This window comes from Shewanella sp. cp20 (genome assembly GCF_000832025.1).
Taxonomy (GTDB): domain Bacteria; phylum Pseudomonadota; class Gammaproteobacteria; order Enterobacterales; family Shewanellaceae; genus Shewanella.
The window spans coordinates 40,329-67,220 of record NZ_JPII01000050.1 but is presented as its reverse complement, the minus strand read 5'-3'; the positions used below and the strand labels follow the sequence as shown (position 1 = coordinate 67,220).

Genomic DNA, 26,892 nt, shown 5'->3' with positions numbered 1-26,892 from the left:
AGCTCAGTCGGTAGAGCAGTTGGCTTTTAACCAATTGGTCGAAGGTTCGAATCCTTCACGACCCACCACTTTTCTGACAGTGGTTAAACAATCAGGCACCTAAGATGGGTCGTTAGCTCAGTCGGTAGAGCAGTTGGCTTTTAACCAATTGGTCGAAGGTTCGAATCCTTCACGACCCACCACTTTTCCAGTCATCCCTGTTCTTGTTGAATTCCTTATTATTTGTTGTCGATTTCGGTTAGCTAGCCACAGTTCAAATCGCAGTGACCCAATATTAGTGATCTAATAAGTCGTTGGATGTGCTTTATGTAAAGTGGCAGTTGGCTTTGCTTCTTAACGCCACATTGGTCGAAGGTTCGAATCCTTCACGAGCCACCACTTCTCCAATCATCTCTGCTTTTGTTGAATTCCTTATTATTTGTTGTCGATTTCGGTTAACTAGCCACAGTTCAAATAGCAGTGATCCAATATTAGTGATCTAATAAGTCGTTGGATGTGCTTTAAGTCAAGAGGCAGTTGGCTTTGCTTCTTAACGCCACATTGGTCGAAGGTTCGAATCCTTCACGACCCACCACTTCTCCAATCATCCCTGCTCTTGTTGAATTCCCTATTATTTGTTGGCGATTTCGGTTAGCTAGCCACAGTTCAAATCGCAGTGACCCAATATTAGTGATCTAATAAGTCGTTGGATGTGCTTTAAATAAAGAGGCAGTTGGCTTTGCTTCTTAACGCCACATTGGTCGAGGGTTCGAATCCTTCACGACCCACCACTCCTCCAATCATCTCTGCTTTTGTTGAATTCCTTATTATTTGTTGTCGATTTCGGTTAGCTAGCCAAAATTCAAATAGCTGTGATCAAATGCCTGTGACCTAATGTCTGTGACCTAATGTCTGTGACCTAATACCAGTGACCCAGGTCTAAAGTCGTTAATCATCAGATCCTTTATGTCGTTTTGTTGTTTGCATTATTTGCTGATGCAATAGGGATTGCCTCGACCTAGACTAATTCACTAGCTTTTTATCGCACATTAACCCTGCCTGTTCGACCTTTGTCTTATAGACGTTTTGCTAATGTTACTTGTTTGTTAACTCCGTCATATTCATTGCGATAATAATGAAAAAGGGAGAGGACAGATGAAAAACGCAAAAGTGTCTTTGCTGGCTGCGGCGACCTTACTGGCTGTAGGTTCCAGTGCTGCAATGGCCGAGACAGAGTTTAAGTTTGGTGGCTATGTGAAGGCCGATGTCATGTTTAGTGACTACAGCAATGGCGCGCCAGACTCAGGTAATCTTTCTCGCCAGTTTTATGTTCCAGGTACCATCTATGGTACACCGGGCAATGGCGAACAAGTTGTCGATTTCCAAGCGAGAGAATCTCGCTTTAATTTTAAGACGGTGACAGATCTCGACGGCCACAAGCTAACCGGTTTTATCGAGCTGGACTTCATGACTCACAGCGATGGCAACGAGAGGGTATCTAACAGTTACTCTCCCCGAATTCGTCATGCGTTTGTCAGCTTCGACAACTGGACCGTGGGTCAGACCTGGAGTACCTTCATGAATCCAGGCTCTCTGCCTGAAAACCTCGATTTCGTGGGGGCGGCAGAAGGTACGCCTTTTGTGCGCCAGACGCAGGTTAGATACACCAATGGCGGCTTCCAGTTTGCTCTGGAAAACCCAGAAACCACAGTGACGCCTAATAAGGTGGAGCACGCATCACAAGCGGTAGTGGCATAGTGCCTGATTTCGTGGCACGTTATAACTTTAAGACCCAAGGTGGTGCAAAGTTTACCCTGGCCGGCATTGCGCGCCAGCTCAACCTTGAGAAGGGTGGGATAGATTCTCAGACCATGGGTTATGGCGTGAACTTTACCGGAGTGATTCCTGTTGGTAGCGATGATCTTAAGTTCTCGGCAACCGCGGGTGATGGCTTGGGGCGTTACATGGCGCTTAACTATGCCAATGCGGGCGTATTGGATGCCGATGGCGACATAGAGACCATCAGCTCATACGGCGGTTTCGCCTCCTACCGTCATTGGTGGAACGATAAGTGGCGCTCAAGCTTTACCTTATCGGGCTTTAAGGCCGATAACGATGTGGCTTTGACTGGCGGAGCGGTGAATGAAGAGTCCTATTCTGGTTACGTTAACTTGCTCTATTCTCCGGTGAAACCATTAACGGTTGGTGTGGAGTACATGTACGCGGAAAACACCAAACAAAATGGTGATAAGGGTGAGTTAAATCGCGTTATCTTCTCGGTGAAGTATGTGTTGTAGTCACTGGTGTTAAGATAAAAAAAGGAGGCCTAGCCTCCTTTTTCTTTGCTGTCGTTACAGCAGATTGTTGTCGCGAACATATTGTTCAAACTCGGTGCAGCCACCGATATGCTCTTGATCGATGAAGATCTGCGGCACGGTTTCAACTGGCTTGCCTACCGTCTTTTCCAGATCGGCCTTGGTGATGCCCTCTGCATGAATATCGACATACTTAAATTTGAAATCATCGCGAGTCTCAACCAGTTGCTCTGATAGTTGAACGGCTCTAACGCAGTATGGGCAGCCTGGACGGCCGAAGATTACAACAAACATATTCGCTCCAGAAGTAAATGTTGGTGACTTTATACCATAGGCCAACGGCGTTTGCATATTTCAGATCATACAAACTTATGCCGGCTGTCGAATCGGCCTCGATAGTCGAAGAAACGCTCGACTAATTCCCAGCCGCGTTTGCCCTTCTTGAGGAGCAGAAGATCCGGCATACGAAAATGATCCCGTGCGGCAATTACCTGTTCGGGCGTATCGAAGCTTGGCTGTTTCTGACCCGGTGTTCGCGTGTGTTGATGGACAAACACGCCATAGAAGGCACGGATCTGCGCCTTAGTGGCAAAGTTAAAGCTGCTGGAGAAGTCATTTCCCTCGATATCCAAGTAACGCACCCTGAGCCGAGTACCTTCCGCCTCGAAAATCATCTCTTGGCACCGAAACAGGTGATGATGCTTCTGTTGCAGCACCTCTTTAAGACGCTTGTCTGGGTCGATCAGCGTCGACTGACAATGCTGGCACACCTTGGCGGCAATATCGTTCTCTTCGCCGCAATTGGGGCAAGCCTTGGAGCGGAAACGAAAGTCGCACTGGTGTTTGCCACTGTCATCATCTATCACGGCCTGACAGCGTCGTCCGAAGTGTTCTATGATGTCGCCATCACTGTCCACCAGCCCCCAGAAGACGTTGGCAAAGCCACAGACTGGGCAGGGCACCTGTACCGGCACACTCTTGCTGTCGGGTTTAGGACGGCCCACCTCGGGAAAGAAGAGGTCGAAACCGTTGGCGGCGTAATCGATCACCAAACAGTCCGGCTTGCCCTCACAGATCCTTAAGCCCCGACCGACCATCTGCTGAAACAGGCTCACCGAGGCCGTGGGCCTTAGAATCGCAATAAGATCCACATGGGGCGCGTCGAATCCGGTAGTCAGTACGGCAACGTTGACCAGATAATCGAGCTCGCGCTGCTTGAAGGCATCTATGATGGCATCGCGATCTTGGCTTGGTGTGTTTGCCGTGATAAGGCCTGCCTTATCTGTGGCGAGTAGCGTCATGATCTCCTCGGCGTGACGCACTGTCGCGGCGAATATGATGGTGCCGGCTCGGGTGTTGGTGAGCTGTTTTATCTGCTCCACGATCGCCTTGGTGGCACGACCGGCATGATGTAAGAGGGAGTCGACTTCGGCCTCGTTGTATTCGCCATTAGCACTGGGGGAGAGCTCGCTAAAATCATACTGGGCCGACAGGCCGTCCAGTACCTTGGGGGGCGTCAAGAAGCCCTGTTTAATCAGGGGGCGCATTGGCAGCTCAAAGATACAATGCTCGAATACCGGCTGCTCGGTATTGCCTATCTTGCCGTGGTAGTGGTAGCGGTAGATCCAGCCGCTTCCCAGGCGATAGGGGGTGGCCGTTAGGCCTAACAACCTAAGCTTTGGGTTCTGAGTTCTCAGATGACTCAGTAGCTGCTGATATTGGCTCTCTTTCTCGTTGGATACCCGGTGGCATTCATCGATGATCACCAGAGAATAGGGGTCATCAAACTGCTTGGGATTACGTACCGCCGACTGAATGCTGGCGACTACCGTCTTGTTGCGGGTCGATTTCTGTTTCAGGCCGGCCGAAAAAATACTGGCCTCTTCGGTGAGTAACCCGACCTTCTCGGCGTTTTGGGCGACAAGCTCTTTCACATGGGTGAGTACTAGGGTGCGTCCCTTGGCGATGCGGGCTAGTTCGGCGATGACAATACTCTTTCCCGCCCCGGTCGGAAGCACAAGAACGGCGGAGTCGTCGTAGCGTTTAAAGTGGCTGATGGCCGCGTCTACGGCCTGGCGTTGATAATCTCTGAGTTGCAAAGCAAATGCTGGTCTGTGATTGGGGCTATCAGGATATCAGTGCCTAACATGGCTCGCTAGGGCCTGTTGACCTTTTGAGAACAATTTTTGTTCTAATTGAGCACGTTCAAATCGCGGCGTGAGGCTTGAAGTATCGTTATTCTATATAAAAGCCGAGTAACAAAGAGTTGAACGTACTCAAGACGAACCCTGCGGGCAGCGTCTGTATCATTTTTCTACTGCGTTATCGCTCATTGATGTAGCACACCACATTACAATCGCTCTGCCTTGTATAAAAGCGATACAGAATGCTGCAAAAATGAACGCGAAAGATAAACAGGCCCTAGGGGGACCATAAAAAAAGCCCCTCGATGAGGGGCTAGAAGAGAGAATCTAGTGCAGCGAGCTGTTATTCGCTGCGATTGAGACGTGTCTCAATCAGGGTATCGATCACCGCTGGATCGGCGAGTGTCGACGCATCGCCTAAGTTGGTCACTTCGTTGGCGGCGATCTTGCGCAGGAAGCGGCGCATGATCTTACCCGAACGTGTCTTAGGCAGGCCGCCGGCCCATTGAATGAGATCCGGCGTCGCCAGGGCACCAATCTCTTTTCTTACCCATTGACGCAGCTCCTGACGCAGTTCTTCGCTCTCCTGGGTGCCCTTGGTCAGGGTGACATAGGCATAGATACCCTGGCCCTTGATGTCGTGAGGGTAACCAACCACGGCAGCCTCGGCGACATGCTCGTGAGCCACCAGGGCACTCTCGACTTCGGCGGTACCCAGACGATGGCCCGAGACGTTAATCACGTCATCGACACGACCGGTGATCCAGTAGTAGCCATCTTCATCGCGGCGGGCACCGTCACCGGTGAAATACATGCCGCGGAAAGTCTTAAAGTAGGTGAGGGCAAATCTGTCATGGTCGCCATATACGGTGCGCATCTGTCCAGGCCAGGAGTCGAGGATGACCAGGTTACCCTCGGTCGCGCCATCAATGATGTTACCCATGTTGTCTACCAGCGCAGGTTGCACGCCAAAGAAGGGACGAGTTGCCGAGCCTGGCTTAGTGTCTGTCGCGCCTGGCAGTGGCGAGATCAGGATGCCACCGGTTTCGGTTTGCCACCAGGTATCGACAATTGGGCAGTTCTCATGGCCAATCACCTCGTGATACCAGCGCCAGGCCTCAGGGTTAATGGGTTCACCCACAGAGCCCATGATGCGCAGCGAGCTGCCATCGAAGCCATCAAACTGTTCCTTGCCTTCGGCCATCAGGGCGCGGATCAGCGTCGGCGCCGTGTAGAGGATGTTGACCTTATGGCGGTCGATCATCTCACCCAGGCGAGCCGGGCTTGGGTAGTTAGGGATACCTTCGTGGATCAATATGGTCGCGCCGTTGGCAAGCGGGCCATAGACCATGTAGGAGTGACCCGTGATCCAACCCACGTCGGCAGTACACCAGTAGATCTCACCCTCTTTGTAATCAAACACATATTCGTGAGTCATCGAGGCATAGACCAGGTAGCCGCCTGTGGTGTGTAGCACACCCTTTGGATTACCGGTAGAACCTGAGGTATAGAGCAAGAAGAGGGGATCTTCGGCGCCCATCTCTTCGGCTACGCAGTGTTCAGAGGCGGTTTCCATCAGAGAATCCCACTTGATGTCGCGCCCCTCAACCCAATTGACTGGGTTGCCAGTACGCTCAAGTACGATCACTTTCTCGACACAGGTCACGTCTGGGTGAGACAGGGCGGCATCTATGTTGGCTTTTAACGGAATGGTGCGGCCACCGCGTACGCCTTCGTCGGCGGTGATCACCACCTTGGACTTACCGTCGATCACGCGTGAGGCGATGGAGTCAGGGGAGAAGCCACCGAAGACCACCGAGTGAATGGCGCCTATGCGGGCACAGGCCAGCATGACCACGGCGGCCTCGGGTACCATTGGCATGTAAACCGTGACCACATCACCACGACGCACCCCTTGGCTGCGCAGGGCGTTGGCAAACTTACACACCTCTTTGTGGAGTTCACCATAGGTGAGGGTGCGTTGCTCGGCGGCGTCGTCACCCTCCCAGATGATGGCCAGCTTATCGGCATTTTGTTCGAGATGACGATCGAGACAGTTAACCGAGGCGTTCAGGGTACCGTCATAGAACCAGTTGATCGACAGGTTGTGATCGTCGAAGGAGGTTTTCTTCACCTTAGTAAAAGGCTTCATCCAATCGATGCGCTGGCCATGCTCTCTCCAGAAACCTTCGGGATTAACCACAGATTCCTGATACATCTTCTTATATTTTTCGTCATTAATGTGGGCATTCGCCGCGATTTCGCTTGGAACTTTGTAGAGAGACTGGGTGCTCATCTGACTTCCTTTTATTTCTAATTGTGCGTAGATAAAGTATGGAATGCTTAGGCTATTTACCTCTATTAGACCTTGGTCTAGTAAAAAAATATCCTTTATTTTTAGTCTGTTGTGATTATATTTGCACGAGATTTAAGCTAGTATTTAGCGCAGAATAATTAAAAGAATTGGAATTGCTATGAATCTGACTCTGGTTGTTGGCGTGATCGCCCTGTTGTACGTGTCGCTACTCTTCCTGTTGGCCTGGGGAGCAGAGCGCTGGTTTGGGCGGATCACCAAGAAGATTCAGACCTGGATTTATGGTTTAAGTTTAGCGGTTTACTGCTCCTCCTGGAGCTTTCTCGGCACCGTCGGCCAGTCGGCGCAGGATCTCTGGTCTTTCCTGCCCATCTTCGTCGGCCCCATACTCATCTTTACCTTTGGCTTCGGTTTACTGCGTAAGATGGTGATCGTCTCCAAGGCGCAAAACATCACCTCGGTCGCCGACTTTATCGCCGCGCGTTATGGTAAGTCGCAGACCATCGCCGCCATCGTCACCCTTATCGCCCTGTTTGGCATCATGCCCTATATCGCCTTGCAGCTTAAGGCCATGGTGTTTAGCCTTAACCTGTTTCAGCCCGAAGACGCCCAATATGACGGCGCCTGGGTTTCCCTGATCGTCACCGCCATTCTGGCGATGTTTGCCATCTTATTCGGTACCCGTAAGCTCGACGCCACAGAGCACAACCCAGGCATGATGCTGGCGATCGCCTTCGAGTCTCTGGTGAAGCTGGCGGCCTTCCTCTTGGTGGGCTGCGTGATCAGTTTCGGCTTCTTCGACGGTTTTGGCGATATCTGGGCTCAGGCCAGTGAGCGTCAGTTGATCAATAATCCCGAGCTGCGGCTGGAGAACCTGATGCCCCAGCTATTGGTGGGCATGGCAGCATTTCTCTGTATGCCGCGCCAGTTCCACGTGATGATGGTGGAATGTAAGGACGAGCGCACCTTAGTTAAGGCCAAGTACCTGTTTCCGATTTATCTGCTGCTCTTTGGCATGTTCGTGGCGCCCCTGGCCCTGGCGGGCAAGCTGATGCTGGGGGATAGCGTGGCCGCCGATACCTATGTGATTAATCTGCCGCTGGCGCTGGAGCAGCCCATGCTGGCGGTGATCGCCCTGTTAGGCACACTGTCGGCGGCCACCGGCATGGTGATCGTGGCCGTGGTCACCATCAGCGTCATGGTGAGTAACGAGTGGCTGGTGCCTTTAATGTTGCACTCGGGCAAGATCCGCCAGAAGAACTTCAGTCAGTTTTCGCAGTTTCTGCTTAATGCCCGCCGCATAGCCATCGTGTTGATCCTGGGGCTTGGGTACTTCAGTTATCTCTCTTTCATGAACAGCGACTCGCTCTCCGCGCTCGGCATGCTCTCCTTCGGCGCCTTCGCCCAGCTTGCTCCAGCCTTGGTGGGGGGCATGTACTGGAAGCACGGCAATCGCGGCGGGGTCTATCTGGGGCTTATCGTCGGCTTCGGTCTCTGGTGTTACATATTGCTTCAGGGGATGAGCGACAGCCAGGGAGTCTTTGGTGGGGAGTTGGCGCTACTCGATAGTATCAACCCCAATATTCGCGACATACTCACCGCGCTCGTCGCCAACCTGGCGTGTTACGTACTGGGCTCTATCTGGTTTCGCGCCGGGGTCGCCGAGCGGATCCAGGCCAGTGCCTTCGTGACGCCGGGCGAGCTGAAAAACACCAGTAACCGTAAGGCTTCGCCCATCTCGCAGCAGGATCTCTTGATCCTGGCCAGTCGCTTCGTGAGCCCCACGAGAGCCTATGAGAGTTTCTCGCGCTTCTCCGATGAGGCGGTGCGCAGCGACAGCTGGCATAAGGTGGCCTCGCCCGAGCTGATCGCTCATACCGAGCATATGCTTGCCGGGGTGCTGGGGGGCTCAAGCGCCTCACTGGTGATGGATTCAGTGCTGCAGGGGCGCGACTTGGCGCTCGACGAGGTGTTTAGCTTGGTGGATGAGGCCTCATCTAAGATCATCTTGAGCCAGGACATGCTCAGGGGGGCGATCGAGCACGCCTATGAAGGGATGAGCGTGGTGGATAAAGAGCTGAATCTGGTGGCTTGGAACTACAAGTATGTAGAGCTCTATGACTATCCTGACGATTTTCTGCAGGCGGGCATGCCCATCGCCGATGTGGTGCGCTTCAACGCCGAGCGTGGCTACTGCGGCCCTGGGGATGTGGAGGAGCAGGTGGCCAAGCGGGTGCAGCATATGCGTAATGGCACGCCCCATGTGTCTGAGCGTGAGCGCCAGGATGGCAAGGTGATCAAGATCCAGGGGAACCCCATGCCCAGTGGCGGTTTTGTGATGACCTTTACCGACATTACTCAGTATCGCGAGCAAGCTAAGGCGCTGCAGGAGGTCAACGAAACCCTGGAGGCCAGGGTGAAGGAGCGTACCTATGAACTGGCGCTGCTGAACAGCCAACTGCTGGAGGCCAAGGCCCAGGAGGAGAATGCCAATGCCTCTAAGAGCCGTTTCCTGGCGGCCGTCGGTCACGACTTGATGCAGCCGCTAAATGCCGCCCGTCTGTTTACCGCGTCACTGGCGCAATACCCAAATTTGGATCAGGAGGGGCGTACCACGCTGTCTCATGTCAACAGCTCACTCAAGATCGCCGGCGAGCTATTAACGGATCTCCTGGATATCTCTAAGCTGGATTCTGGCATGGTCGAGGTGAACCGACGCGACTTTCCGGTGGCCGAGCTACTGGATGGCCTGGCGGTGGAATTCGATGCCATGGCCAAGGACTATGGCATCAAGTTTTCCATGGTGGCCAGCTCCAGCATCATCAGCTCAGATCTCAGCCTACTCAGGCGGGTACTGCAGAATTTTCTGACCAATGCCTATCGTTATGCCAAGGGCAATCGTGTGTTGCTGGGCTGCCGTCATCACGCCGGGGCATTGGAGATCCAGGTTATCGACACAGGCTGCGGCATCGACGAGCAGGAGTTAGGGGAAATTTTTAAGGAGTTTAAGCGTCTAGAGAATCCCGAAAGCAAGAGCGTTAGCGGCTTAGGGCTGGGGCTTGCCATCGCCGACCGTATCGCAAGGGTGCTAAATCATGAGATTAGAGTGGTCTCCAAGCTTGGCATGGGCTCCATGTTTTCCATTACCGTGCCATTAGGCGAAAAGGCCAAGGTGGCACTGCCTAAGAAGGCCAACCCTGTCATGCAGCCACTGGCCGGAGTAAAGGTGCTGTGTATCGATAACGAAGAGGCGATTCTTGCAGGGCTCGAGAGCCTGCTGAGTCGTTGGCAGTGCGAGGTGATCTGCGCCAGTGACCTGGCCGATGCGCGCATCAAGCTTGGGTTAAAAGGGGTTGCGCCCGATATCGTGCTGGCGGATTACCATCTGGATCATGGCCAGAACGGTGTCGATGCCATGGATGGGATCCGCGCCCTATATGGCGCCCACCTGCCGGGGATCCTGATCACCGCCAATACCCGTAAAGATCTGGTGGAAGATGTGCAGCAGCGCGGTTATCACTATATGGCCAAGATGGTCAAACCCGCGGCGCTAAGGGCGCTGATATCCAGTTTGGTAAAATAGTGAATTTATAAAACAATAGCCGTTAAAGTAATGGCCTTTAAAGCAATAGCCTTTAAAGTAAATAGCCCTTTAAAGCGTAAACAAGGAGTGAAGGTTGGGGTCGGTTAAATATCTAGAACAACAGGTGACGCCGAGTAAGATAGTCTGTGTCGGACGAAACTATGCTGAGCATATTCAGGAGCTTAATAATGAGGTGCCCGAAGAGATGGTGCTGTTTGTTAAGCCCAACTCGGCCATCTCAGAGACGCTACTCAGTAGCCTTCAGGAGCCGCTGCACTACGAGGCTGAGCTCTGTTTCATGGTAAAGGCGGGGCGCTTCGAGGCGGTTGGTGTTGGGCTGGATCTCACCAAGCGCCAGCTACAGAGTCGGCTCAAGGCTAAGGGGCTTCCCTGGGAGCGGGCCAAGTCCTTCGATGGCGCTGCTCTCTTTAGTGAGTTTGTGCCTTTTGACGGGGATCTGGATTCGCTGTCGTTTAATTTGGTCGTCGACGCTGAGGTGCGTCAGCAGGGGGATGTGGCATTGATGCTCAATCGCCCCGAGGCCATGTTTGTCGAGATCGCGAGTTTCATGACTCTCGATGATGGTGACATACTAATGACGGGCACACCCAAGGGTGTGGGGCAGATAGTTAAGGGTGAGCGCTTTACCCTGGAGCTCTATCAAGGGGAAAAGCAGCTTGTCAGCCAAAGCTGGGTGGCACAGTAAAGTGTGAATGCCCTAGTGCCAGCTTCTGGAACAGTCTAATGCACGCCAAGTTTGGGAAGGTGTGAGGATAAGTAACAATAGGTTTTAAGATGAAAAATTATTTTGACAGCCCTTTTGCCGGTCAATCGCTAAAGGAACAGGTTACCAATCCCAATATTATCGTGGGCGAGCATAGCTACTATTCAGGCTATTATCATCAACATAGCTTCGATGACTGCGCCCGCTACCTGGCGCCCGATAGGGATGATGTCGACAAGCTTATCATAGGCAACTACTGTTCTATTGGCTCTGGCGCCGTGTTTATGATGGCAGGTAATCAGGGGCATAGAAGCGACTGGGTCAGTAGTTTTCCCTTTTTCTATCAACAGGGTGATTGCTTCTCGGGCGCCCAGGATGGTTTTGTCCGCGCCGGTGATACCCTGATAGGTAATGATGTCTGGATAGGCTCTGAAGCGATGATTATGCCTGGAGTAACGGTAGGAGATGGCGCCGTCATAGCGAGTCGCGCCGTGGTGACCAAAGATGTGCCAGCCTACGCTATAGTAGGCGCCAACCCAGCGAAATTGATCCGTTATCGTTTCCAAGATGAAGAGATAGCTATGTTAACGGAGATGCAATGGTGGCACTGGAGTGATGACAAGGTGAAAGCGGCGATGCATCTACTTTGCAGCAAGAATATTGCCAGTCTGTACGCCTACTGGCAGCAGATTCGTTAACGTCTGCAGCGCGCCGCGGCCAGCGGCGCATCTCTGCTTTTCTATTTGCCTTTAAATTCATATAAATAATCATCTTTACTCTCTAGCTTTAATGCCTCTTCATTATTCCTTTTTTCTTTGTTTGATTTTTCAAGCGCGCTCCTCGTTAACTAGTTGACCTGAATCTGCACCCAGGTATACTCAAATATCAAACGTGTTGTAAAAAATATAAAACAAAGCCGCATTATGGCGGCGCAACCTAACGATTATTAAGGAAAGTCGGATGTCACTCGCTCGCTGCCACTCTTATTACAATGCCACTATCAAGCAAGAAACTCATTACCCTGCTCTCGAGGGCGAGCTGGATGTCGACGTGGTGATCATAGGCGCCGGTTTTACCGGGGTGGCGACAGCCATCGAGCTCGCCGAGCGAGGTGTGAAGGTGGCCGTGGTGGAGGCAAATAAGGTGGGTTGGGGGGCGACTGGCCGCAATGGCGGTCAGGTGACCGGCAGCCTCTCAGGCGATAACGCCATGGTAAAACAGCTACGCAACCGCATCGGCCATGAGGCGGAGGAGTTTGTCTGGAACCTGCGCTGGCGCGGCCATGAGATCATCAAGAAACGGGTCGCTAAATATGAGATAGATTGCGACCTTAAATTTGGCCATCTGCACACCGCCTATAAGCCCGCCCATATGGGGGAGATGCAGGCCACCTACGAAGAGGGGCTAAAGCGGGGCATGGGTGATGAGCTAACCCTGCTGGGTAAATCTGACATTCCCGATTTTCTCGATACGCCGCTCTATCACGGTGGATTACTCAATCGGCGCAACATGCACCTGCATTCGGTGAATCTGTGTATTGGCGAGGCGAGGGCGGCCGAGGCCAACGGCGCCTTGATCTTCGAGGGCTCGAAGGTGCTGGATATTCGCGACGATAAGCGAGTCACTGTCACCACAGACAAGGGGCGAATCACCGCCAACTGCGCCGTGCTGGCGGGTAATGCCTACCATAGATTGGCGCGCAATAAGTTAAAAGGCATGCTGTTTCCCGCATCGCTGGGTAACTGCGCCACCGTAAGACTCGACCCACAAGTCGCTAAACAGCTTAACCCCCATGACCTGGCCGTTTACGATAGCCGTTTCGTGCTCGACTATTACCGCATGACCGCCGACAATCGCCTGATGTTTGGCGGCGGCACCAACTATTCGGGACGGGATTCTAAAGACGTGTCTGGCGAGCTGCGCCCGGCCATAGAGCGCACCTTTCCCCGTCTCAAGGGGGTCGAAATCGAGTTCGACTGGACTGGCATGGCCGGCATAGTGGTTAACCGGATCCCTCAGCTGGGCAAGGTGTCCAAGCAGGTGTTCTATTGTCAAGGTTATTCGGGTCATGGCGTGGCAACCTCCCACATCATGGGGGAGATAATGGCCCATGCAGTGCAGGGGCAACTCGAGGAGTTCGACCTCTTTGCCCAGATGAAACAGATCAGGCTGCCGGTAGGGGATTGGCTGGGCAATCAGGGCATGGCGCTGGGGATGCTTTACTACCGTATGATGGAGCATTTTCGCTAGGGCCTGTTTATCTTTCGCGTTCATTTTTGCAGCATTCTGTATCGATTTTATACAAGGCAGAGCGATTGTCATGTAGTGCACTACATCAATGAGCGATAACGCAGTAGAAAAATGATACAGACGCTGCCCGCAGGGTTCGTCTTGAGCACGTTCAACTCTTTGTTACTCAGCTTTTATATAGAATAACTATACTTCAAGCCTCATGCCGCGATTTGAACGTGCTCAATTAGAACAAAACTTGTTCTCAAAAGATCAACAGGCCCTAGTTAACATGAGGTGAAAAGCTCACCAAACGGGTGGTAAAACGTAAATTATCAACTCTTTGCAGTATTTTGTGAGGTGGATGCTGACCGGTGCCATGATGGCGTGCTACATTTATGAACAAGGCATAAATTTGATCCATTTATCTGCTCAAGTAAAGGGGGCCTTATGCTAGGTGAAAACCACTCGCTCATTAACGATTTTCCAGATTATCAAGACCTGATCCTCAAGCTCACCGAATCCGACGATGGATTCGCGCAAGACAACAAGAAGTACAGTGCGTTAGACAAAGAGATCCGAACCTTAGAGCTTAACGATGCGCCTATTGATGATAGCGCCATGCATCAGCTTAAGCACGATAGAGCCGAGTTGAAAGATGCCCTCTATCAGCGCCTGCTCGACGCCAGCACCTGATCGCCGCCTAGACGTTAACTTTAGATGTTAACTTAAGACGTTAACTTTAGACGCTAAGTTAGTTCAATTAAGTGCTGTAACAAGCTAAACGCACCTTCATATCAGATGGAGGGGCGTTTTTTATGCTCTTAAAAAAGTGCAGACTCAGGGCAGGGCGCGGCCGAGAAACTCCACCATCAATTTTACCTTGGGCGAGAGGTGGCGGTTCTGTGGATAGAGTGCCCAGACACCTTCGTTAGGTTCCTGATAAGCGTTGAGCACAGACACCAGGAGCCCGGCTTTAAGATCCTGACCGATATAATAGTTGGGCAGCTGCACCAGCCCTAGCCCCTTAAGCGCCGCGTCTCTCAGACCGTGGCCGGTATTGCACCTGAGATTGCCCTTTATCTTTAGCTGACGCTCGCGGCCCTGCTCGATGAAACGCCAGTAGTCATGGTTGCCGATAAGGCAGTTGTGTTGACTGAGTTCGGATAGGCTATGGGGCTCACCGAAGCGCTTGAGATAATCGGGCGATGCGCAGACATAGTTGATGCGTTGGCTGACGCGTTTGGCGATCAGGCTGGAATCGGCCAGCTTGCCGATGCGAATGGCCAGATCTATGCCCGCATCCACCAGCCTCACCTGACGGTTGGTGAGGGTGATATCGACCTCGACGTTGGGGTAGGCGAGCAGGAAGTCGTTAACGATAGGCATGATGTACTTTTCGCCATAGGCCACGGGCGCCGTCATCCTCAGTACCCCCTGGGGCAAGCCCCTTAGGCTACTCAGGGCGCGCTCTGCCTCTTCCAAGCCATCGAGAACCTGACGACAGTGTCGGTAGTAGAGGTGACCCTCTTCTGTCAGAGAGACCTTACGTGTGGTGCGATACAGCAGCTTGGTATCTAGTCTTTGTTCCAGCGAACCTACCTGGCGACTCACCTGGGCGGTGGAGATCCCTAAGCGCTTGCTAGCCTGAGTAAAACTCTCGGTCTCCGCCACCGCGACAAACTCGCTTACCCCTTCCCACTCATGCACGGTTAAAACCCATTATTACGATATGGTAAAAATCATTTGTAAAAAATAGAGATTATCATCTTGTGTGAAATAAATAAAATGGACTCAAATGATCAAATCCCCCGTGATGTAACTGCTGGCGAGACAAGGTAATGGTCAGCGACTACATTGAAGTGGGCAGACAGATACACAGATACAGACACTAATTGGAGTAAGCGAGATGACAGACAAGTTTATTAAATCTAAGGCCGCCATCGCCTGGGGACCGGGCCAGCCGCTATCGGTAGAAGAGGTGGATGTGATGTATCCCAAGGCCGGTGAGGTCTTGGTGAAGATAGTGGCCACCGGCGTCTGCCATACCGATGCCTTTACCCTCTCTGGTGACGATCCTGAAGGCGTCTTCCCGGCAATTTTGGGCCATGAAGGCGGCGGTATCGTCGAGGCCGTGGGTGAAGGGGTGACGAGTGTGGCGGTAGGGGATCACGTGATCCCGTTGTACACCCCAGAGTGTGGCGAGTGTAAGTTCTGTAAGTCGGGTAAGACTAATCTGTGTCAGAAGATCCGTGAGACCCAGGGTAAGGGCTTGATGCCAGATGGCACCACACGTTTCTTTAAGGACGGTCAGCCAATCTTCCACTACATGGGCTGCTCGACCTTCTCTGAATATACTGTGCTGCCAGAGATCTCGCTGGCTAAGGTAAACCCAGAGGCGCCACTGGAAGAGGTGTGTCTGCTGGGCTGCGGCGTGACCACTGGCATGGGCGCAGTGCTCAATACGGCCAAGGTTGAGCCGGGAGCGAGTGTCGCCATCTTCGGCATAGGTGGCATAGGCCTGTCAGCCATCATAGGCGCGACCATGGCGGGAGCGAGTCGTATCATCGCCATCGATATCAACGATAGCAAGTTTGAACTGGCCCGTCAGCTAGGTGCGACAGATTGCATTAATCCTAAAAACTATGACAAGCCTATTCAGGAAGTGATTGTCGAGTTGACCGACGGCGGCGTGGATTACTCTTTCGAGTGTATCGGTAATGTGGACGTGATGCGCTCGGCGCTCGAGTGTTGCCATAAAGGCTGGGGTGAGTCTGTGATCATAGGCGTTGCCGGAGCAGGCCAGGAGATCTCGACTCGTCCCTTCCAGCTGGTTACCGGCCGAGTCTGGCGTGGCAGCGCCTTTGGCGGCGTAAAAGGACGCTCAGAACTGCCTGAAATTGTGGAGAGGTATCTGCGCGGCGAGTTTAAGCTCAGCGACTTTATTACCCACACCATGGCGCTGGAGGAGATCAACACCGCCTTCGAGCTTATGCATGAGGGTAAGAGTATCCGTTCTGTAGTGCATTTCAATCGATAACATTAGTTGGTTTAGACAGGGCACAGACGCTAGCGTCTGTGCCCTTTAGGGATGAGAGTATGACCATAGAAAATATCAGCAGCAACAAGTGTTTCGGTGGTTGGCATAAACAGTATCAGCACCGGTCTGGCGTACTAGATTGCGCCATGCGCTTTGCTATCTATCTGCCGCCCCAGGCCAGCGAACAGAAGGTGCCAGTGCTTTACTGGCTGTCGGGTCTGACCTGCACGGATGAAAATTTCATGCAAAAAGCCGGCGCCATGCGTATTGCGGCAGAGCTTGGCATGGCGATTGTCGCGCCCGATACCAGCCCAAGAGGGATGGAGGTGGCCGATGATGCCAGCTATGATCTGGGCCAAGGCGCCGGATTTTATCTCAATGCGACGCAAGCACCCTGGCAGGCCCATTATCAGATGTACGACTATGTGGTGAAGGAGTTGCCCGAGCTTATCGAAGCGCATTTTCCTGTGACCCAGGCGCGAGCGCTAGCGGGCCACTCCATGGGCGGCCATGGCGCCCTGACCATAGGCCTTAAGCATCCAGAACGTTACACGTCTATTTCGGCCTTTAGCCCAATCGTAAACCCCATTAACTGTCCATGGGGGCAGAAGGCCTTTAGTCAGTACTTAGGTAAGAACCGTGACGAATGGTCGGCCTATGACGCCTGTGAGTTGATGAAGCAAGCCAGTTGCGATCTACCGATCTTCATCGATCAAGGTAGCAGTGACAATTTCCTCGAGGAGCAGTTAAGGCCAGAAGCCTTGGTTGCGGTCGCTAAGGAGAAGGCGTATCCCCTGATCCTGCGCATGCAGGAAGGCTATGATCACAGCTATTACTTTATCGCCAGCTTTATCGAAGACCACCTCAGGTTTCATGCCAAGTACTTCCAAGGTTAAGTCGTGGCGCGGTTAGCCCATTTCATGGTGAGTACCATGCTGGGTATGATGACCAGCGTGGTAGCGATTAACCATTGATAGTTGTTCACTCCGGCCACAGAAAGTGCTTGCGTCTTAAGTTGGCTCATCAACAGCAGGGCCGAGCGCTCGGGCGTCGGCGCCAGCGTCGACTGCTGTAGGCTGGCAGTGATCAGCTGTTGGTGGTGGATGAATGTCTCGTTTAGAGGGTCATAGTTTTCGGCTAACTTTTGCATGGCGTTGCTGGTTTCTATCGTCATGAAACGAGAAAACTCGCCTATGGCAGACAGTGACCCTAGATTACGAAATAGATAGAACCAGGCGATCGTTTCGAGCAGGTGCTGCCTAGGTAAACTACGCAGAATATGTATGGTCAGCGTGATGTTTAGCAGTCCAATGGCGAAGCCTTTAAGTAATATTGCAGGCCAAAGGTATGCTTGGCCTATAAAGGCATTGCTTCCCGTTAGCCATATACAGGTCCCCATCATCATGACGATCCCTATGGGGACGACTTTGAAGGGATCACGGTCGGGGTTGCTGGTGGCAAAGAATGCAATACCAAGGCCGGCCAGCATACCGATAAAGCCGATGAGGTTGATATAGCCTGCGTTAGCGGCGCTGTATTGCATTATCTTCGTCATATATACAGAGGTGAGCATGGAGATGGCTAATACGACAAACCCCGCGACGGCGGCTTGTAACATGCTCAGCTTGCCGATACGGCTGGCCAAGACACTTGCGTCTAGATATTGGCCAGGTCCCCAGCGGTTTCTTATTGCTAAGCCTAATAGCGCTATCGCCGAGGCGGTGAGCAGCGCGATCCAGACCATGCTAGGCGCCTCAAACCAGTCAAAGCGTTCGCCCCGCAGCAGTATGTAGGCAATGCCACAGCTAGCGATCGTCAGCAACAGGGCTTGTAACCAGTTAAAGCCGATCTCCTGTGTCTCTTCCTGATGGGGCCAGTGACCATACCGAGCCCAGCCGAGCATGAGTAAGAAGGGCACTAGCTGTAGTGAAAAAGCCCACCGCCACAGATTGTTCTCTGCCAGGGTAGACAGCAGGTATGGGTAGATACCCAGCGGAATTAATACCGCCAACAGTAGTACCAGGCTCTCGGCCAAGGCGATAGCCCTGAAGCTGAGATTCTTTAAGATGATGGCGTGGGCGAACAGCACGAGAAAGCTCGCCGAGACGCCGTGGCCAAACCAACTTAACATCTGAGGGGCAGCCTGCATGCTTAGGCTGCTGACGAGCGTGCTGATTAGGCCTAGCACCGCGCCGATGCGAAATAGCTGGCGATAGCCGAAACGACGAGCCAGCCAGGCACCGAGTGGAAGCGCTATCAGCAAACCAAAGGTATTGAGTGTGTTAAACCAGCTGGCTTCATCCAGCGACAGGCCGATACTCGCCGCTATCTGGCTGGCGCTGTTGCTATAGATTTGACTGGTTACACTCTGGGGAAAAATCGCCAGTAGTGCTAAGAGCAGAATCGTAATAAAGGGTTTATTCATGAGGGCTTACCGTCGAGATGCTTGGTATTTATCGTCACTTCTGCCGAGAGACCCGGCACTATACGGCCCCGCAATGCCTCTGGGATCTCGAAGGTAATTTTTATGGGAACGCGTTGTACTATCTTGACGAAGTTGCCCGTGGCATTGTCCGGTGGCAGTAAACCAAATTGTGCTCCTGTCGCCGGCGCAATGCTCAATACCCGTCCTTCCAGGTGTTGTTCGGGAAAGCTGTCGAGCGTCACCTCCACAAGCTGGCCCGGCAGTATATCGGTGATCTGGGTTTCCTTATAGTTAGCCTCTATCCAGATAGCTTCGACAGGAACGATAGCCAGCAGGGGGGCCCCTTTACTGGCAAAGCGCCCGGCGCGCAGGGCACGATTACCTATGATGCCGGCAATTGGGGCTCTGACCTGTGTATTTTCTAACCTTAGTTTGGCGAGTGCCAGCAAGGCGCTGGCCTGCTCGGCTTGGGCAACCAAACGAGCCTTGTCACTCCTGAGGGTATTGAGTTGCTGCTTGGCTGAACTCAACTGCAACTGACTTGCCGCCAGTTTGGCTTTCGCCTGATTGTTCTTATTGGTTTGCGCTTCAAACTGTGATTGAGAAATGAGTTCCTTATCTAACAGGTTTTGCAGTCGATCCCATTCTGCCCGATGAAATACCGCATCGGCCATAGTCGAGTCTATCTGAGTCGATACCTGTTTTATCGATATCTGTTGTAGCGTTATACGTTCATCTATATTGGCAATTGCCGCCTGCGCCATGGACAGTCCTGCCTTGGCTTGATTGTATTGCGCCAGATAATCTCTGTCGTCAATTTGTGCCAGCAGTTCACCCGCTTCTACATATTGGTTATCGGTTATGTAGACGTGATTAATAATGCCCGATACCTCGGCACTCACTTGCGAAATTTCCCCCTGAACATAGGCGTTATCTGTGCTAATCAAGCCTGCTTTTGGGAACTGGTAATAATAAAACAGGGAAGCAAATAACATCATGGTGCTGATAATTAATGTTTTTTTGATTTTACTGCTCTGTGCTTTGCGAAGGAGTTGTTTCATGATGACGACCATAGATATAATACTGTACCGTTCAGTATCATATCTGTCGTTCGAAAAGGATGCAACCTTATCCTATAAAAAAGTGTACTATGGGGTATCAAAAGTTAGAGGAGGCATCTATGCGACCATCGAGTTTGAAAAAGCGGCAGAAGTATTTGCAGGTAGCCGCAGAACTCTTTTTAGAGCAGGGCTATGAAGGCACCAGCCTAGATCAACTGATAGAGCATTGTGGTGGCTCAAAGCTTACCTTGTATAACTACTTTAATGATAAGCAAGGCCTGTTAAAAGCCGTGGTTGTTGAGCTGACCGAACGCCTGCAACTGGGGTTAAGCATAGACGTAGATGCCGATAGAGCATTTAGGGAAGAGTTAATGTCTTTCGCGTTGAAATATATGGCGTTTATCTATCACTCTGAGCTCTTGAAGTTGGCGCGCTTACTGATGACGCAGACAAAAAGCGCACCGGAACTAGTGGCATTTTTTCTTGAGCGAAGTTCAGGCCATTCTCAACAGGCATTACAGGATTATTTGATGCATCGACAAGCGATGGACAAACTCGTCATCACAGATTTAGCCATAGCGAGTGAACAATTTCTTGGTGCATTAAAGGGAAATCGTCATTTCGAAGCCTTATACGGTGGAAAAATTCTTACATCTGATGAAATAAAAATTTACGCAGAGCATGCCGTAGATAACTTTATTCGCTGCTATCAATCTTGAATGCTTTCAATCTCGAGTGGAATGCCGTCGAAAGGTGCTGTCGAATGCTAGCAACAGATTCGGTTATTCGCCTTAGGCGCTTATGTTATCTTGCGGAATGGGGGTGTCTTTTGGCTGAGATCTTTTTGCGCTGACAAATTGGCAGGGAGCCAAGGGAAGATCCTAGGATCTTCCACCTAGGTTAAAGCTCGACTTTTTCCATCTCTAGCTGCTGCAGGGCGATCACCGCCTGGGTGCGATTTCTTACCCCAAGTTTTCTAAAGATGGCGGTGGCGTGGGCCTTGATGGTCGCCTCGGAGACGCCCAGGTCGTAGGCGATCTGCTTGTTGAGCAGACCTTCGGCAAACATCTGTAGCACCTTATACTGCTGCGGCGTGAGATCGGCGAGCTTGGCCGCCATCTGATCCGTGGCATCTTCGTTTATCTCTTGCAATTCGATGTTGCTCGGCAGCCAGATATCGCCATAGAGCACTGAGGTGAGGGCCTCAGAGAGGGTGTCCATAGAGGCGGATTTTGGAATAAATCCGGCGCTGCCATAGTGGACGGCGCGGCTGATGGTCATGGCATCTTCATGGGCGGATATCACCACAACAGGCAGCTCGGGGAAATGAGTTCTTAGGTGGATCAGTGTGGAATAGCCATGGGAGCCCGGCATCTGCAGGTCTAACAGTACTAAGTCATAGGCGGTGTCGCCCTGTTCCAATAGGCTTTGTAGGGCTTCGGCACTATCGGCTTCAAACCATTGGGTGTCGGCAAATGCGCCGCTCAGTGCTTGGCGCAGCGCATTTCTAAATAACGGGTGATCATCGGCGATGATGATGTGCAAATTTTCTAGCTTCATTGCTTTTTGATTATCTTTGTTGCACTTGAAGGTAAAGTCAATGTAACAGATAAATGACTCAGTATTCTAATGCTTTTGTACCTGGGCAGCGGGATTTTTTCGTTTTTACAAGCAATTATTAGACTTAAGTCTAGTATGGATGCGGGCGTGCCAATGATTTGGGCGTTCGAGAAATAGAAAGGCGAAGTCGAAAAAGGGTGAGGTAGAAAAAGGGTGAGGTAGAAAAAGGGTGAGGTAGAAGCGAAACAGGAGCTGGAGCAGAAGAATTGGAGCTGGGGCCGTGAAGCCTGAGAGGTTTTACAGCTAGGTCGGCAGGCATTGGCCCACCGACACAAAGCACTTTGGAGGCTAGCCTTCGCTCCACACCTTAGTGGGTTTACGCTCGTCATCCAGGGCCACAAAGGTAAAGACGCCACGAATGGCGTGCTCGCGATGATCCTGGTACATATCTTCCACGAAAATATTGACCTCAACCTTGAGGGAGGTATTTCCCACATAGATAACGTTGGCGATGATCTCAGCCAGGGTGCCGGCAGGAATCGACTTATTGAAGTCGATACGGTCTGAGCTGACGGTCACTAGGGTCTTACGGCAGAAGCGCGTGGCGGCGATAAAGGCGGTCTCATCCATCCAGGCCAGCGCCTCGCCACCAAAGAGCGTATTGTGGTGGTTGGTGATAGAGGGAAATATCGCTTTGATCACTCGGGCTTCTGACTGTGCGATGCGGGCGCGAATCGCCTCAGAATACTGAGTTTCTGTATCGGTTAGGGGCATACGGCAACCTTAAGGTTATGCATTGAAAAAAACCGGCGGATTATACTGACAATCGCGGTTAAATGACAGCGCTGTAACCTGGTAATGTGGCGCCTTTCATGGCAATAAAAAAGGCTTCACGGGGAAGCCTTTTTATCGCGTACTCAATTCGCTTAGCCAAGTTTTGCCATGCGGGCCTTAGAAGCCTTGGCAAGATCCCTTAGCAGCTGCTCTGAGTCGGCCCAGTCGAGGCAGGCATCCGTGATGCTCTTACCATAGGTGAGCGGCTCACCCGCCACCACCTTTTGGTTGCCTTCTTCGATAAAGCTCTCGGCCATGATGCCGGCGATTGCCGTCGAACCTGAGGCTACCTGCGCCATGATATCTTTGGCGACCTCGAGCTGACGCTTATGCTGTTTCTGGCTGTTACCGTGGCTAAAGTCCACTACCATACGGTGAGACAGGCCCACCTCTTTTAGCTTCTGCGCCGCGGCCTGAATATCGGCCTCATGGTAGTTAGGCTGCTTACCGCCGCGTAAAATGATGTGGCCATAAGGGTTACCACTGGTGCGGTAAACGGCCATGGCGCCATCTTTATCGGGCGAGTAGAAGATGTGTGGCTCTTTGGCGGCACGCACCGCATCGATGGCGATGTTGATGTTGCCGTCGGTGCCGTTCTTAAAGCCGACCGGACAGGAGAGCGCCGAGGCCATCTCACGGTGGATCTGACTCTCTGTGGTGCGAGCGCCAACCGCGCCCCAGGTGATGAGGTCGGCAATATACTGACCGTTGACCATATCCAAAAATTCGGTGGCGATAGGCAGATTAAGCTCGGTGATCTCTTGCAGCAGGTGACGAGCCAGGCGTAGGCCTTTGTTGGCATTGAAGCTACCGTCGAGATCCGGATCGGAAATTAGCCCCTTCCAACCGACAGTGGTACGGGGTTTCTCGAAATAGACGCGCATCAGGATGCAGAGTGAGTCTTTAAGCTCTTTATGCAGCACGGCCAGCCGCTTGGCATAGTCGATGGCGGCCTGAGTGTCGTGGATAGAGCAGGGACCGATGATCACCAGAAGACGTTTGTCTTCACCGGTGAGAACGGCTTCAACTTCACGTCTCTGTTGAACCAGGTAGTCGGCGGCGTCTTGAGTAAGCGGGTATTCAGATGCGAGTTTAGCAGGTGAAATGGCCTTACATAGTAATGTGGTGCGTAGTTCGTCTGTTTTAATGGTCATTCAATATACCGAGCGTTTGTCTTGGCTTTCGCCTGATTGCCTCGGATTATAACGAATAGTTGCTAGCTGCACAGGGGTAAACAGATGAAAATTTCCAGTATTTGTCTACATCTGTGCAGTTAGCTTGCCATTTGGGGCCTTTCGCTTGCCCTTTATGGCCGTCTGTTTAGAACATATGACGTTCTAGGCCGGTAACATCCAGGATCTTGGTGGCAATCTCTTCCACCGAATGATTGGTGGTGTTAACAAAAGGAATGCGCTCGCGCTTATACATCATCTCTACCTCTTTCACCTCGATACGGCACTGTCTAAGTGAAGAGTAGCGACTGTTCTCCATGCGGCTCTGGCGGATCTCATGCAGGCGCACCGGATCGATAGTCAGGCCAAACAGCTTGTGTTTATTTCTCTTGAGTACTTCGGGCAGCTTAAGGTTGTCCATGTCATCTTCGATAAAAGGATAGTTGGCAGCCTTGATACCAAACTGCATCGACAGATAGAGGCTGCTGGGGGTCTTGCCGCAACGGGACACGCCCAGCAGCACTATGTCGGCCTTGTCGATATGTTTCAGGGTCTGGCCGTCGTCGTTCTCCATGGCATAATTGATGGCGTCGATACGCGCCTCATAACTGTGATTGGCCTTGCCGTGGGTTCTGTGGGTAACCGGGACCGCCTTGACGCCCAATTGATCTTCCAGCGGGGCGACGAAGGTGTTCAAGAAGTCGTAGTCGATGCACTCACTGCTATAGATGATGTCTCGAATCTCGGCTTTTACGATGGAATGGAACACAAGTGGTCGTTCGCCTGTTGTAATAAAACAATCATTAATTTGTGCTTTTACCGTCTCGGCTTTCTGGGTTGTCTCGACAAATGGAATAGTAAGTGCTTCAAACTCAACTGGAAATTGAGACAGTACCGCATGGCCAAAAACCTCGGCCGTGATCGCCGTCCCATCTGAGATATAAAAGACTTTACGTGACATTTTGACCTCTTGTAGTAATAAAATTACAAATAAAATTATAGATTTACGCGTCTTGCTGTGGAGTGTAAAATGCCGCTGCCCTCGTGTGAAGGGGCCACACTGAAATAAACTTGCGGAGATAGAACTGTGCAGCAATATGTACTCTGGTATCAAGAATTAGGCATGGGTGACGTCAACAAGGTAGGCGGTAAAAATGCCTCTCTTGGGGAGATGATCAGCAATCTAGCTAATGCAGGTGTTCAAGTGCCTGGTGGCTTTGCGACCACTTCTTTTGCGTTCAATGAATTTCTTGAACAAAGCGGACTTAACCAGAAGATATACGAGACGCTAGAAGCTCTAGACGTCGATGACGTGAATGCACTCGCGACCGCAGGTGCACAGATCCGACAGTGGGTTATCGATACCCCATTCCATAGCGAATTTGAGCAGGTTGTACGCGAGTCGTACGACAAGCTTGCCTCAGAAACTAGCGATGCATCGTTCGCCGTGCGTTCTTCAGCGACCGCCGAAGATATGCCAGATGCATCATTTGCCGGCCAACAGGAAACCTTCCTGAACGTTAAAGGCTTCGACGCGGTACTGGTTGCCATCAAGCATGTATTCGCCTCACTCTTTAACGACCGAGCTATCTCATACCGTGTACACCAAGGTTATGACCACAAAGGCGTTGCACTTTCTGCTGGCGTACAGCGTATGGTTCGTTCAGACGCCGCCGCTTCAGGTGTGATGTTCACCATGGATACAGAATCAGGCAACAACGATGTGGTCTTCGTGACCTCTTCATTTGGCCTGGGTGAGATGGTTGTACAAGGCGCGGTGAACCCGGATGAGTTCTATGTTCATAAGCCAAGCCTGACAGCCGGTCACAAGGCGGTTGTTCGCCGCAACATCGGCAGCAAGTTGATTCAGATGGTTTACTCTGATGACCTGAGCCATGGTAAGCAGGTGAAGATTGAAGATGTGCCAGCCGAGACTCGTCGTCAATTCTCTATCAGCGATGAAGAGGTGATGGAGCTGGCTAAGCAGGCCATGATCATCGAGAAACACTATGGTCGTCCAATGGACATCGAGTGGGCCAAAGATGGTAACGATGGCAAGCTGTACATCGTACAGGCGCGTCCAGAAACCGTACGTTCACGTGAAGACGTGCAGCTAATCGAACGTTTCCACCTTAAGACCAAGAGCGAAGTGATTGGCGAAGGTCGTGCTATCGGTCACAAGATTGGTAACGGTACCGCTAAGGTACTGGCCTCTATCGAAGATATGGACCAGATCCAAGAAGGTGACGTACTGGTTACCGACATGACTGACCCAGATTGGGAGCCAATCATGAAGCGCGCCAGCGCTATCGTCACTAACCGTGGTGGCCGTACTTGTCACGCGGCGATCATCGCCCGTGAACTTGGTGTACCAGCAGTCGTTGGTTGTGGTGACATCACCGACAAGATCAAGCATGGTCAGGAAGTGACTGTTTCTTGCGCCGAAGGCGACACAGGTTACATCTACGAAGGTATTCAAGAGTTTGACGTCATGTCATCTCGCGTCGATGCCATGCCTGAACTGCCGATGAAGATCATGATGAACGTGGGTAACCCAGACCGAGCGTTCGACTTTGCTCGCCTGCCTAACGAAGGTGTGGGCCTTGCGCGTCTTGAGTTCATCATCAACCGTATGATCGGTATTCACCCTAAGGCACTGCTTGAGTTTAACGACCAAAGCGCCGAGCTGCAGCAAGAGATCCATGAGATGATCGCCGGTTACGAGTCACCAGTAGAATACTATGTGGCGCGTCTGGTTGAAGGTATCGCGACTATCGCATCGGCCTTCCATCCGAAGAAAGTTATCGTACGTATGTCAGACTTCAAGTCTAACGAGTACGCTAACCTGGTCGGTGGTGACCGTTACGAGCCAGAAGAAGAAAACCCAATGCTGGGCTTCCGTGGTGCGAGCCGTTATATCTCTGAGTCGTTCCGTGACTGTTTCGCCCTTGAGTGTGAAGCGATCAAGCGTGTACGCAACGAGATGGGCCTGACGAATGTAGAGATCATGATCCCATTCGTTCGTACGCTTGAAGAAGGCCGTCAGGTTATCGAGCTGCTAAAAGAGCAAGGCTTGGAGCGTGGTAAAGATGGTCTGCGCGTCATCATGATGTGTGAGCTGCCTTCTAACGCCCTGCTAGCCGACCAGTTCCTCGAGATCTTCGATGGTTTCTCAATCGGTTCGAACGACTTGACCCAGCTAACCCTAGGTCTTGACCGTGATTCAGGCATCATCAGCCACCTATTCGACGAGCGTAACGAAGCCGTTAAAGCCCTGCTGGCGATGGCTATCAAGGCCGCTAAGGCGAAAGGCGCTTACGTGGGCATCTGTGGTCAGGGTCCTTCGGACCACGCCGACTTCGCTGCTTGGTTGGTAGAGCAGGGCATCGACACAGTATCGCTTAACCCAGATACAGTGATTGATACCTGGTTATACCTGGGTGAAGCTCACGCCTAATTATTCTTTAGATAGAATAAGCTAATTGACGAAAGCCGCTTTTTAGCGGCTTTTT

General features: G+C 51.9%; 19 protein-coding genes, 1 tRNA gene and 1 pseudogene. 11 read left to right on the top strand and 10 right to left on the bottom strand.

Annotated elements, in window-relative coordinates; translation table 11 throughout:
* Nucleotides 1–106: 106 nt before the first annotated feature.
* Together DB48_RS18535 and DB48_RS18530 are read left to right on the top strand one after the other, a co-directional pair.
* Nucleotides 107–182: transfer RNA gene (locus DB48_RS18535), tRNA-Lys, on the top strand.
* Nucleotides 183–1,134: 952 nt separating this feature from the next.
* Nucleotides 1,135–2,276: pseudogene (locus DB48_RS18530) on the top strand (DcaP family trimeric outer membrane transporter).
* Between the two features lie 54 nt (nt 2,277–2,330).
* Here the strand turns inward: DB48_RS18530 and DB48_RS18525 are convergent.
* The 3 genes from DB48_RS18525 to acs all read right to left on the bottom strand — a co-directional run bounded on the left by DB48_RS18525 (nt 2,331) and on the right by acs (nt 6,734).
* Complete coding sequence (locus tag DB48_RS18525) at nt 2,331–2,588, bottom strand: GrxA family glutaredoxin (protein ID WP_041511673.1); 258 nt, start codon at nt 2,586–2,588, stop codon at nt 2,331–2,333.
* Between the two features lie 65 nt (nt 2,589–2,653).
* Nucleotides 2,654–4,393: a DEAD/DEAH box helicase gene (locus tag DB48_RS18520; protein ID WP_041511672.1), complete on the bottom strand. Its 1,740-nt coding sequence runs from the start codon at nt 4,391–4,393 to the stop codon at nt 2,654–2,656.
* Between the two features lie 388 nt (nt 4,394–4,781).
* Nucleotides 4,782–6,734 (bottom strand): acetate--CoA ligase, encoded by a 1,953-nt coding sequence (gene acs / locus DB48_RS18515; protein ID WP_041511671.1) that lies wholly within the window; start codon nt 6,732–6,734, stop codon nt 4,782–4,784.
* A gap of 178 nt (nt 6,735–6,912) precedes the next feature.
* Here acs and DB48_RS18510 point away from each other — a divergent pair, with 178 nt between their 5' ends.
* The 5 genes from DB48_RS18510 to DB48_RS18490 all read left to right on the top strand — a co-directional run bounded on the left by DB48_RS18510 (nt 6,913) and on the right by DB48_RS18490 (nt 13,984).
* Nucleotides 6,913–10,335 (top strand): hybrid sensor histidine kinase/response regulator, encoded by a 3,423-nt coding sequence (locus DB48_RS18510; protein WP_041511670.1) that lies wholly within the window; start codon nt 6,913–6,915, stop codon nt 10,333–10,335.
* A gap of 94 nt (nt 10,336–10,429) precedes the next feature.
* Nucleotides 10,430–11,041 (top strand): fumarylacetoacetate hydrolase family protein, encoded by a 612-nt coding sequence (locus DB48_RS18505; protein ID WP_041511669.1) that lies wholly within the window; start codon nt 10,430–10,432, stop codon nt 11,039–11,041.
* Nucleotides 11,042–11,130: 89 nt separating this feature from the next.
* Nucleotides 11,131–11,757, top strand: a complete 627-nt coding sequence (gene catB / locus DB48_RS18500; RefSeq protein WP_041511668.1) for a type B chloramphenicol O-acetyltransferase — start codon at nt 11,131–11,133, stop codon at nt 11,755–11,757.
* A 262-nt stretch (nt 11,758–12,019) separates the two neighbouring features.
* On the top strand, nt 12,020–13,309 hold the full coding sequence (locus tag DB48_RS18495) for an NAD(P)/FAD-dependent oxidoreductase (RefSeq protein ID WP_041511667.1): 1,290 nt from the start codon (nt 12,020–12,022) through the stop codon (nt 13,307–13,309).
* A 429-nt stretch (nt 13,310–13,738) separates the two neighbouring features.
* The gene (locus DB48_RS18490; RefSeq protein WP_041511666.1) at nt 13,739–13,984 is read left to right on the top strand and encodes a YdcH family protein; all 246 of its coding nucleotides are present in this window, start codon (nt 13,739–13,741) and stop codon (nt 13,982–13,984) included.
* A gap of 144 nt (nt 13,985–14,128) precedes the next feature.
* On the opposite strand, the gene DB48_RS18485 is transcribed toward DB48_RS18490, so the two are convergent.
* A complete protein-coding gene (locus DB48_RS18485; protein ID WP_041511665.1) occupies nt 14,129–14,998 on the bottom strand; it encodes a LysR substrate-binding domain-containing protein in 870 nt (289 codons plus the stop codon).
* Nucleotides 14,999–15,197: 199 nt separating this feature from the next.
* On the opposite strand from DB48_RS18485, the gene DB48_RS18480 reads away from it, so the two are divergent.
* Together DB48_RS18480 and fghA are read left to right on the top strand one after the other, a co-directional pair.
* Nucleotides 15,198–16,328: an S-(hydroxymethyl)glutathione dehydrogenase/class III alcohol dehydrogenase gene (locus DB48_RS18480; RefSeq protein WP_041511664.1), complete on the top strand. Its 1,131-nt coding sequence runs from the start codon at nt 15,198–15,200 to the stop codon at nt 16,326–16,328.
* A 59-nt stretch (nt 16,329–16,387) separates the two neighbouring features.
* Nucleotides 16,388–17,224, top strand: a complete 837-nt coding sequence (fghA, locus tag DB48_RS18475) for an S-formylglutathione hydrolase (protein WP_041511663.1) — start codon at nt 16,388–16,390, stop codon at nt 17,222–17,224.
* Here the strand turns inward: fghA and DB48_RS18470 are convergent.
* Together DB48_RS18470 and DB48_RS18465 are read right to left on the bottom strand one after the other, a co-directional pair.
* A complete protein-coding gene (locus tag DB48_RS18470) occupies nt 17,221–18,753 on the bottom strand; it encodes an MFS transporter (protein WP_041511662.1) in 1,533 nt (510 codons plus the stop codon). The two genes, fghA and DB48_RS18470, sit on opposite strands and share 4 nt — an antisense overlap.
* On the bottom strand, nt 18,750–19,751 hold the full coding sequence (locus DB48_RS18465) for an HlyD family secretion protein (RefSeq protein ID WP_235375444.1): 1,002 nt from the start codon (nt 19,749–19,751) through the stop codon (nt 18,750–18,752). The genes DB48_RS18470 and DB48_RS18465 overlap by 4 nt, the downstream gene beginning before the upstream one ends.
* Nucleotides 19,752–19,933: 182 nt before the next feature.
* Between DB48_RS18465 and DB48_RS18460 the strand changes: the two genes are divergently transcribed.
* The gene (locus DB48_RS18460) at nt 19,934–20,533 is read left to right on the top strand and encodes a TetR/AcrR family transcriptional regulator (protein WP_041511676.1); all 600 of its coding nucleotides are present in this window, start codon (nt 19,934–19,936) and stop codon (nt 20,531–20,533) included.
* Nucleotides 20,534–20,714: 181 nt separating this feature from the next.
* Here DB48_RS18460 and DB48_RS18455 read toward each other — a convergent pair whose 3' ends face one another.
* From DB48_RS18455 to ppsR, 4 genes are all read right to left on the bottom strand, one after another.
* Nucleotides 20,715–21,374 (bottom strand): response regulator transcription factor, encoded by a 660-nt coding sequence (locus DB48_RS18455; RefSeq protein ID WP_041511661.1) that lies wholly within the window; start codon nt 21,372–21,374, stop codon nt 20,715–20,717.
* A 348-nt stretch (nt 21,375–21,722) separates the two neighbouring features.
* Complete coding sequence (locus DB48_RS18450) at nt 21,723–22,148, bottom strand: acyl-CoA thioesterase (RefSeq protein WP_041511660.1); 426 nt, start codon at nt 22,146–22,148, stop codon at nt 21,723–21,725.
* Between the two features lie 152 nt (nt 22,149–22,300).
* On the bottom strand, nt 22,301–23,362 hold the full coding sequence (locus tag DB48_RS18445) for a 3-deoxy-7-phosphoheptulonate synthase (RefSeq protein ID WP_041511659.1): 1,062 nt from the start codon (nt 23,360–23,362) through the stop codon (nt 22,301–22,303).
* Between the two features lie 166 nt (nt 23,363–23,528).
* Entirely contained in the window at nt 23,529–24,341 is an 813-nt protein-coding gene (ppsR, locus tag DB48_RS18440; RefSeq protein ID WP_041511658.1) for a posphoenolpyruvate synthetase regulatory kinase/phosphorylase PpsR, read from the bottom strand.
* Between the two features lie 126 nt (nt 24,342–24,467).
* On the opposite strand from ppsR, the gene ppsA reads away from it, so the two are divergent.
* Entirely contained in the window at nt 24,468–26,837 is a 2,370-nt protein-coding gene (gene ppsA / locus DB48_RS18435) for a phosphoenolpyruvate synthase (protein WP_041511657.1), read from the top strand.
* The last annotated feature ends 55 nt before the right edge of the window (nt 26,838–26,892 follow it).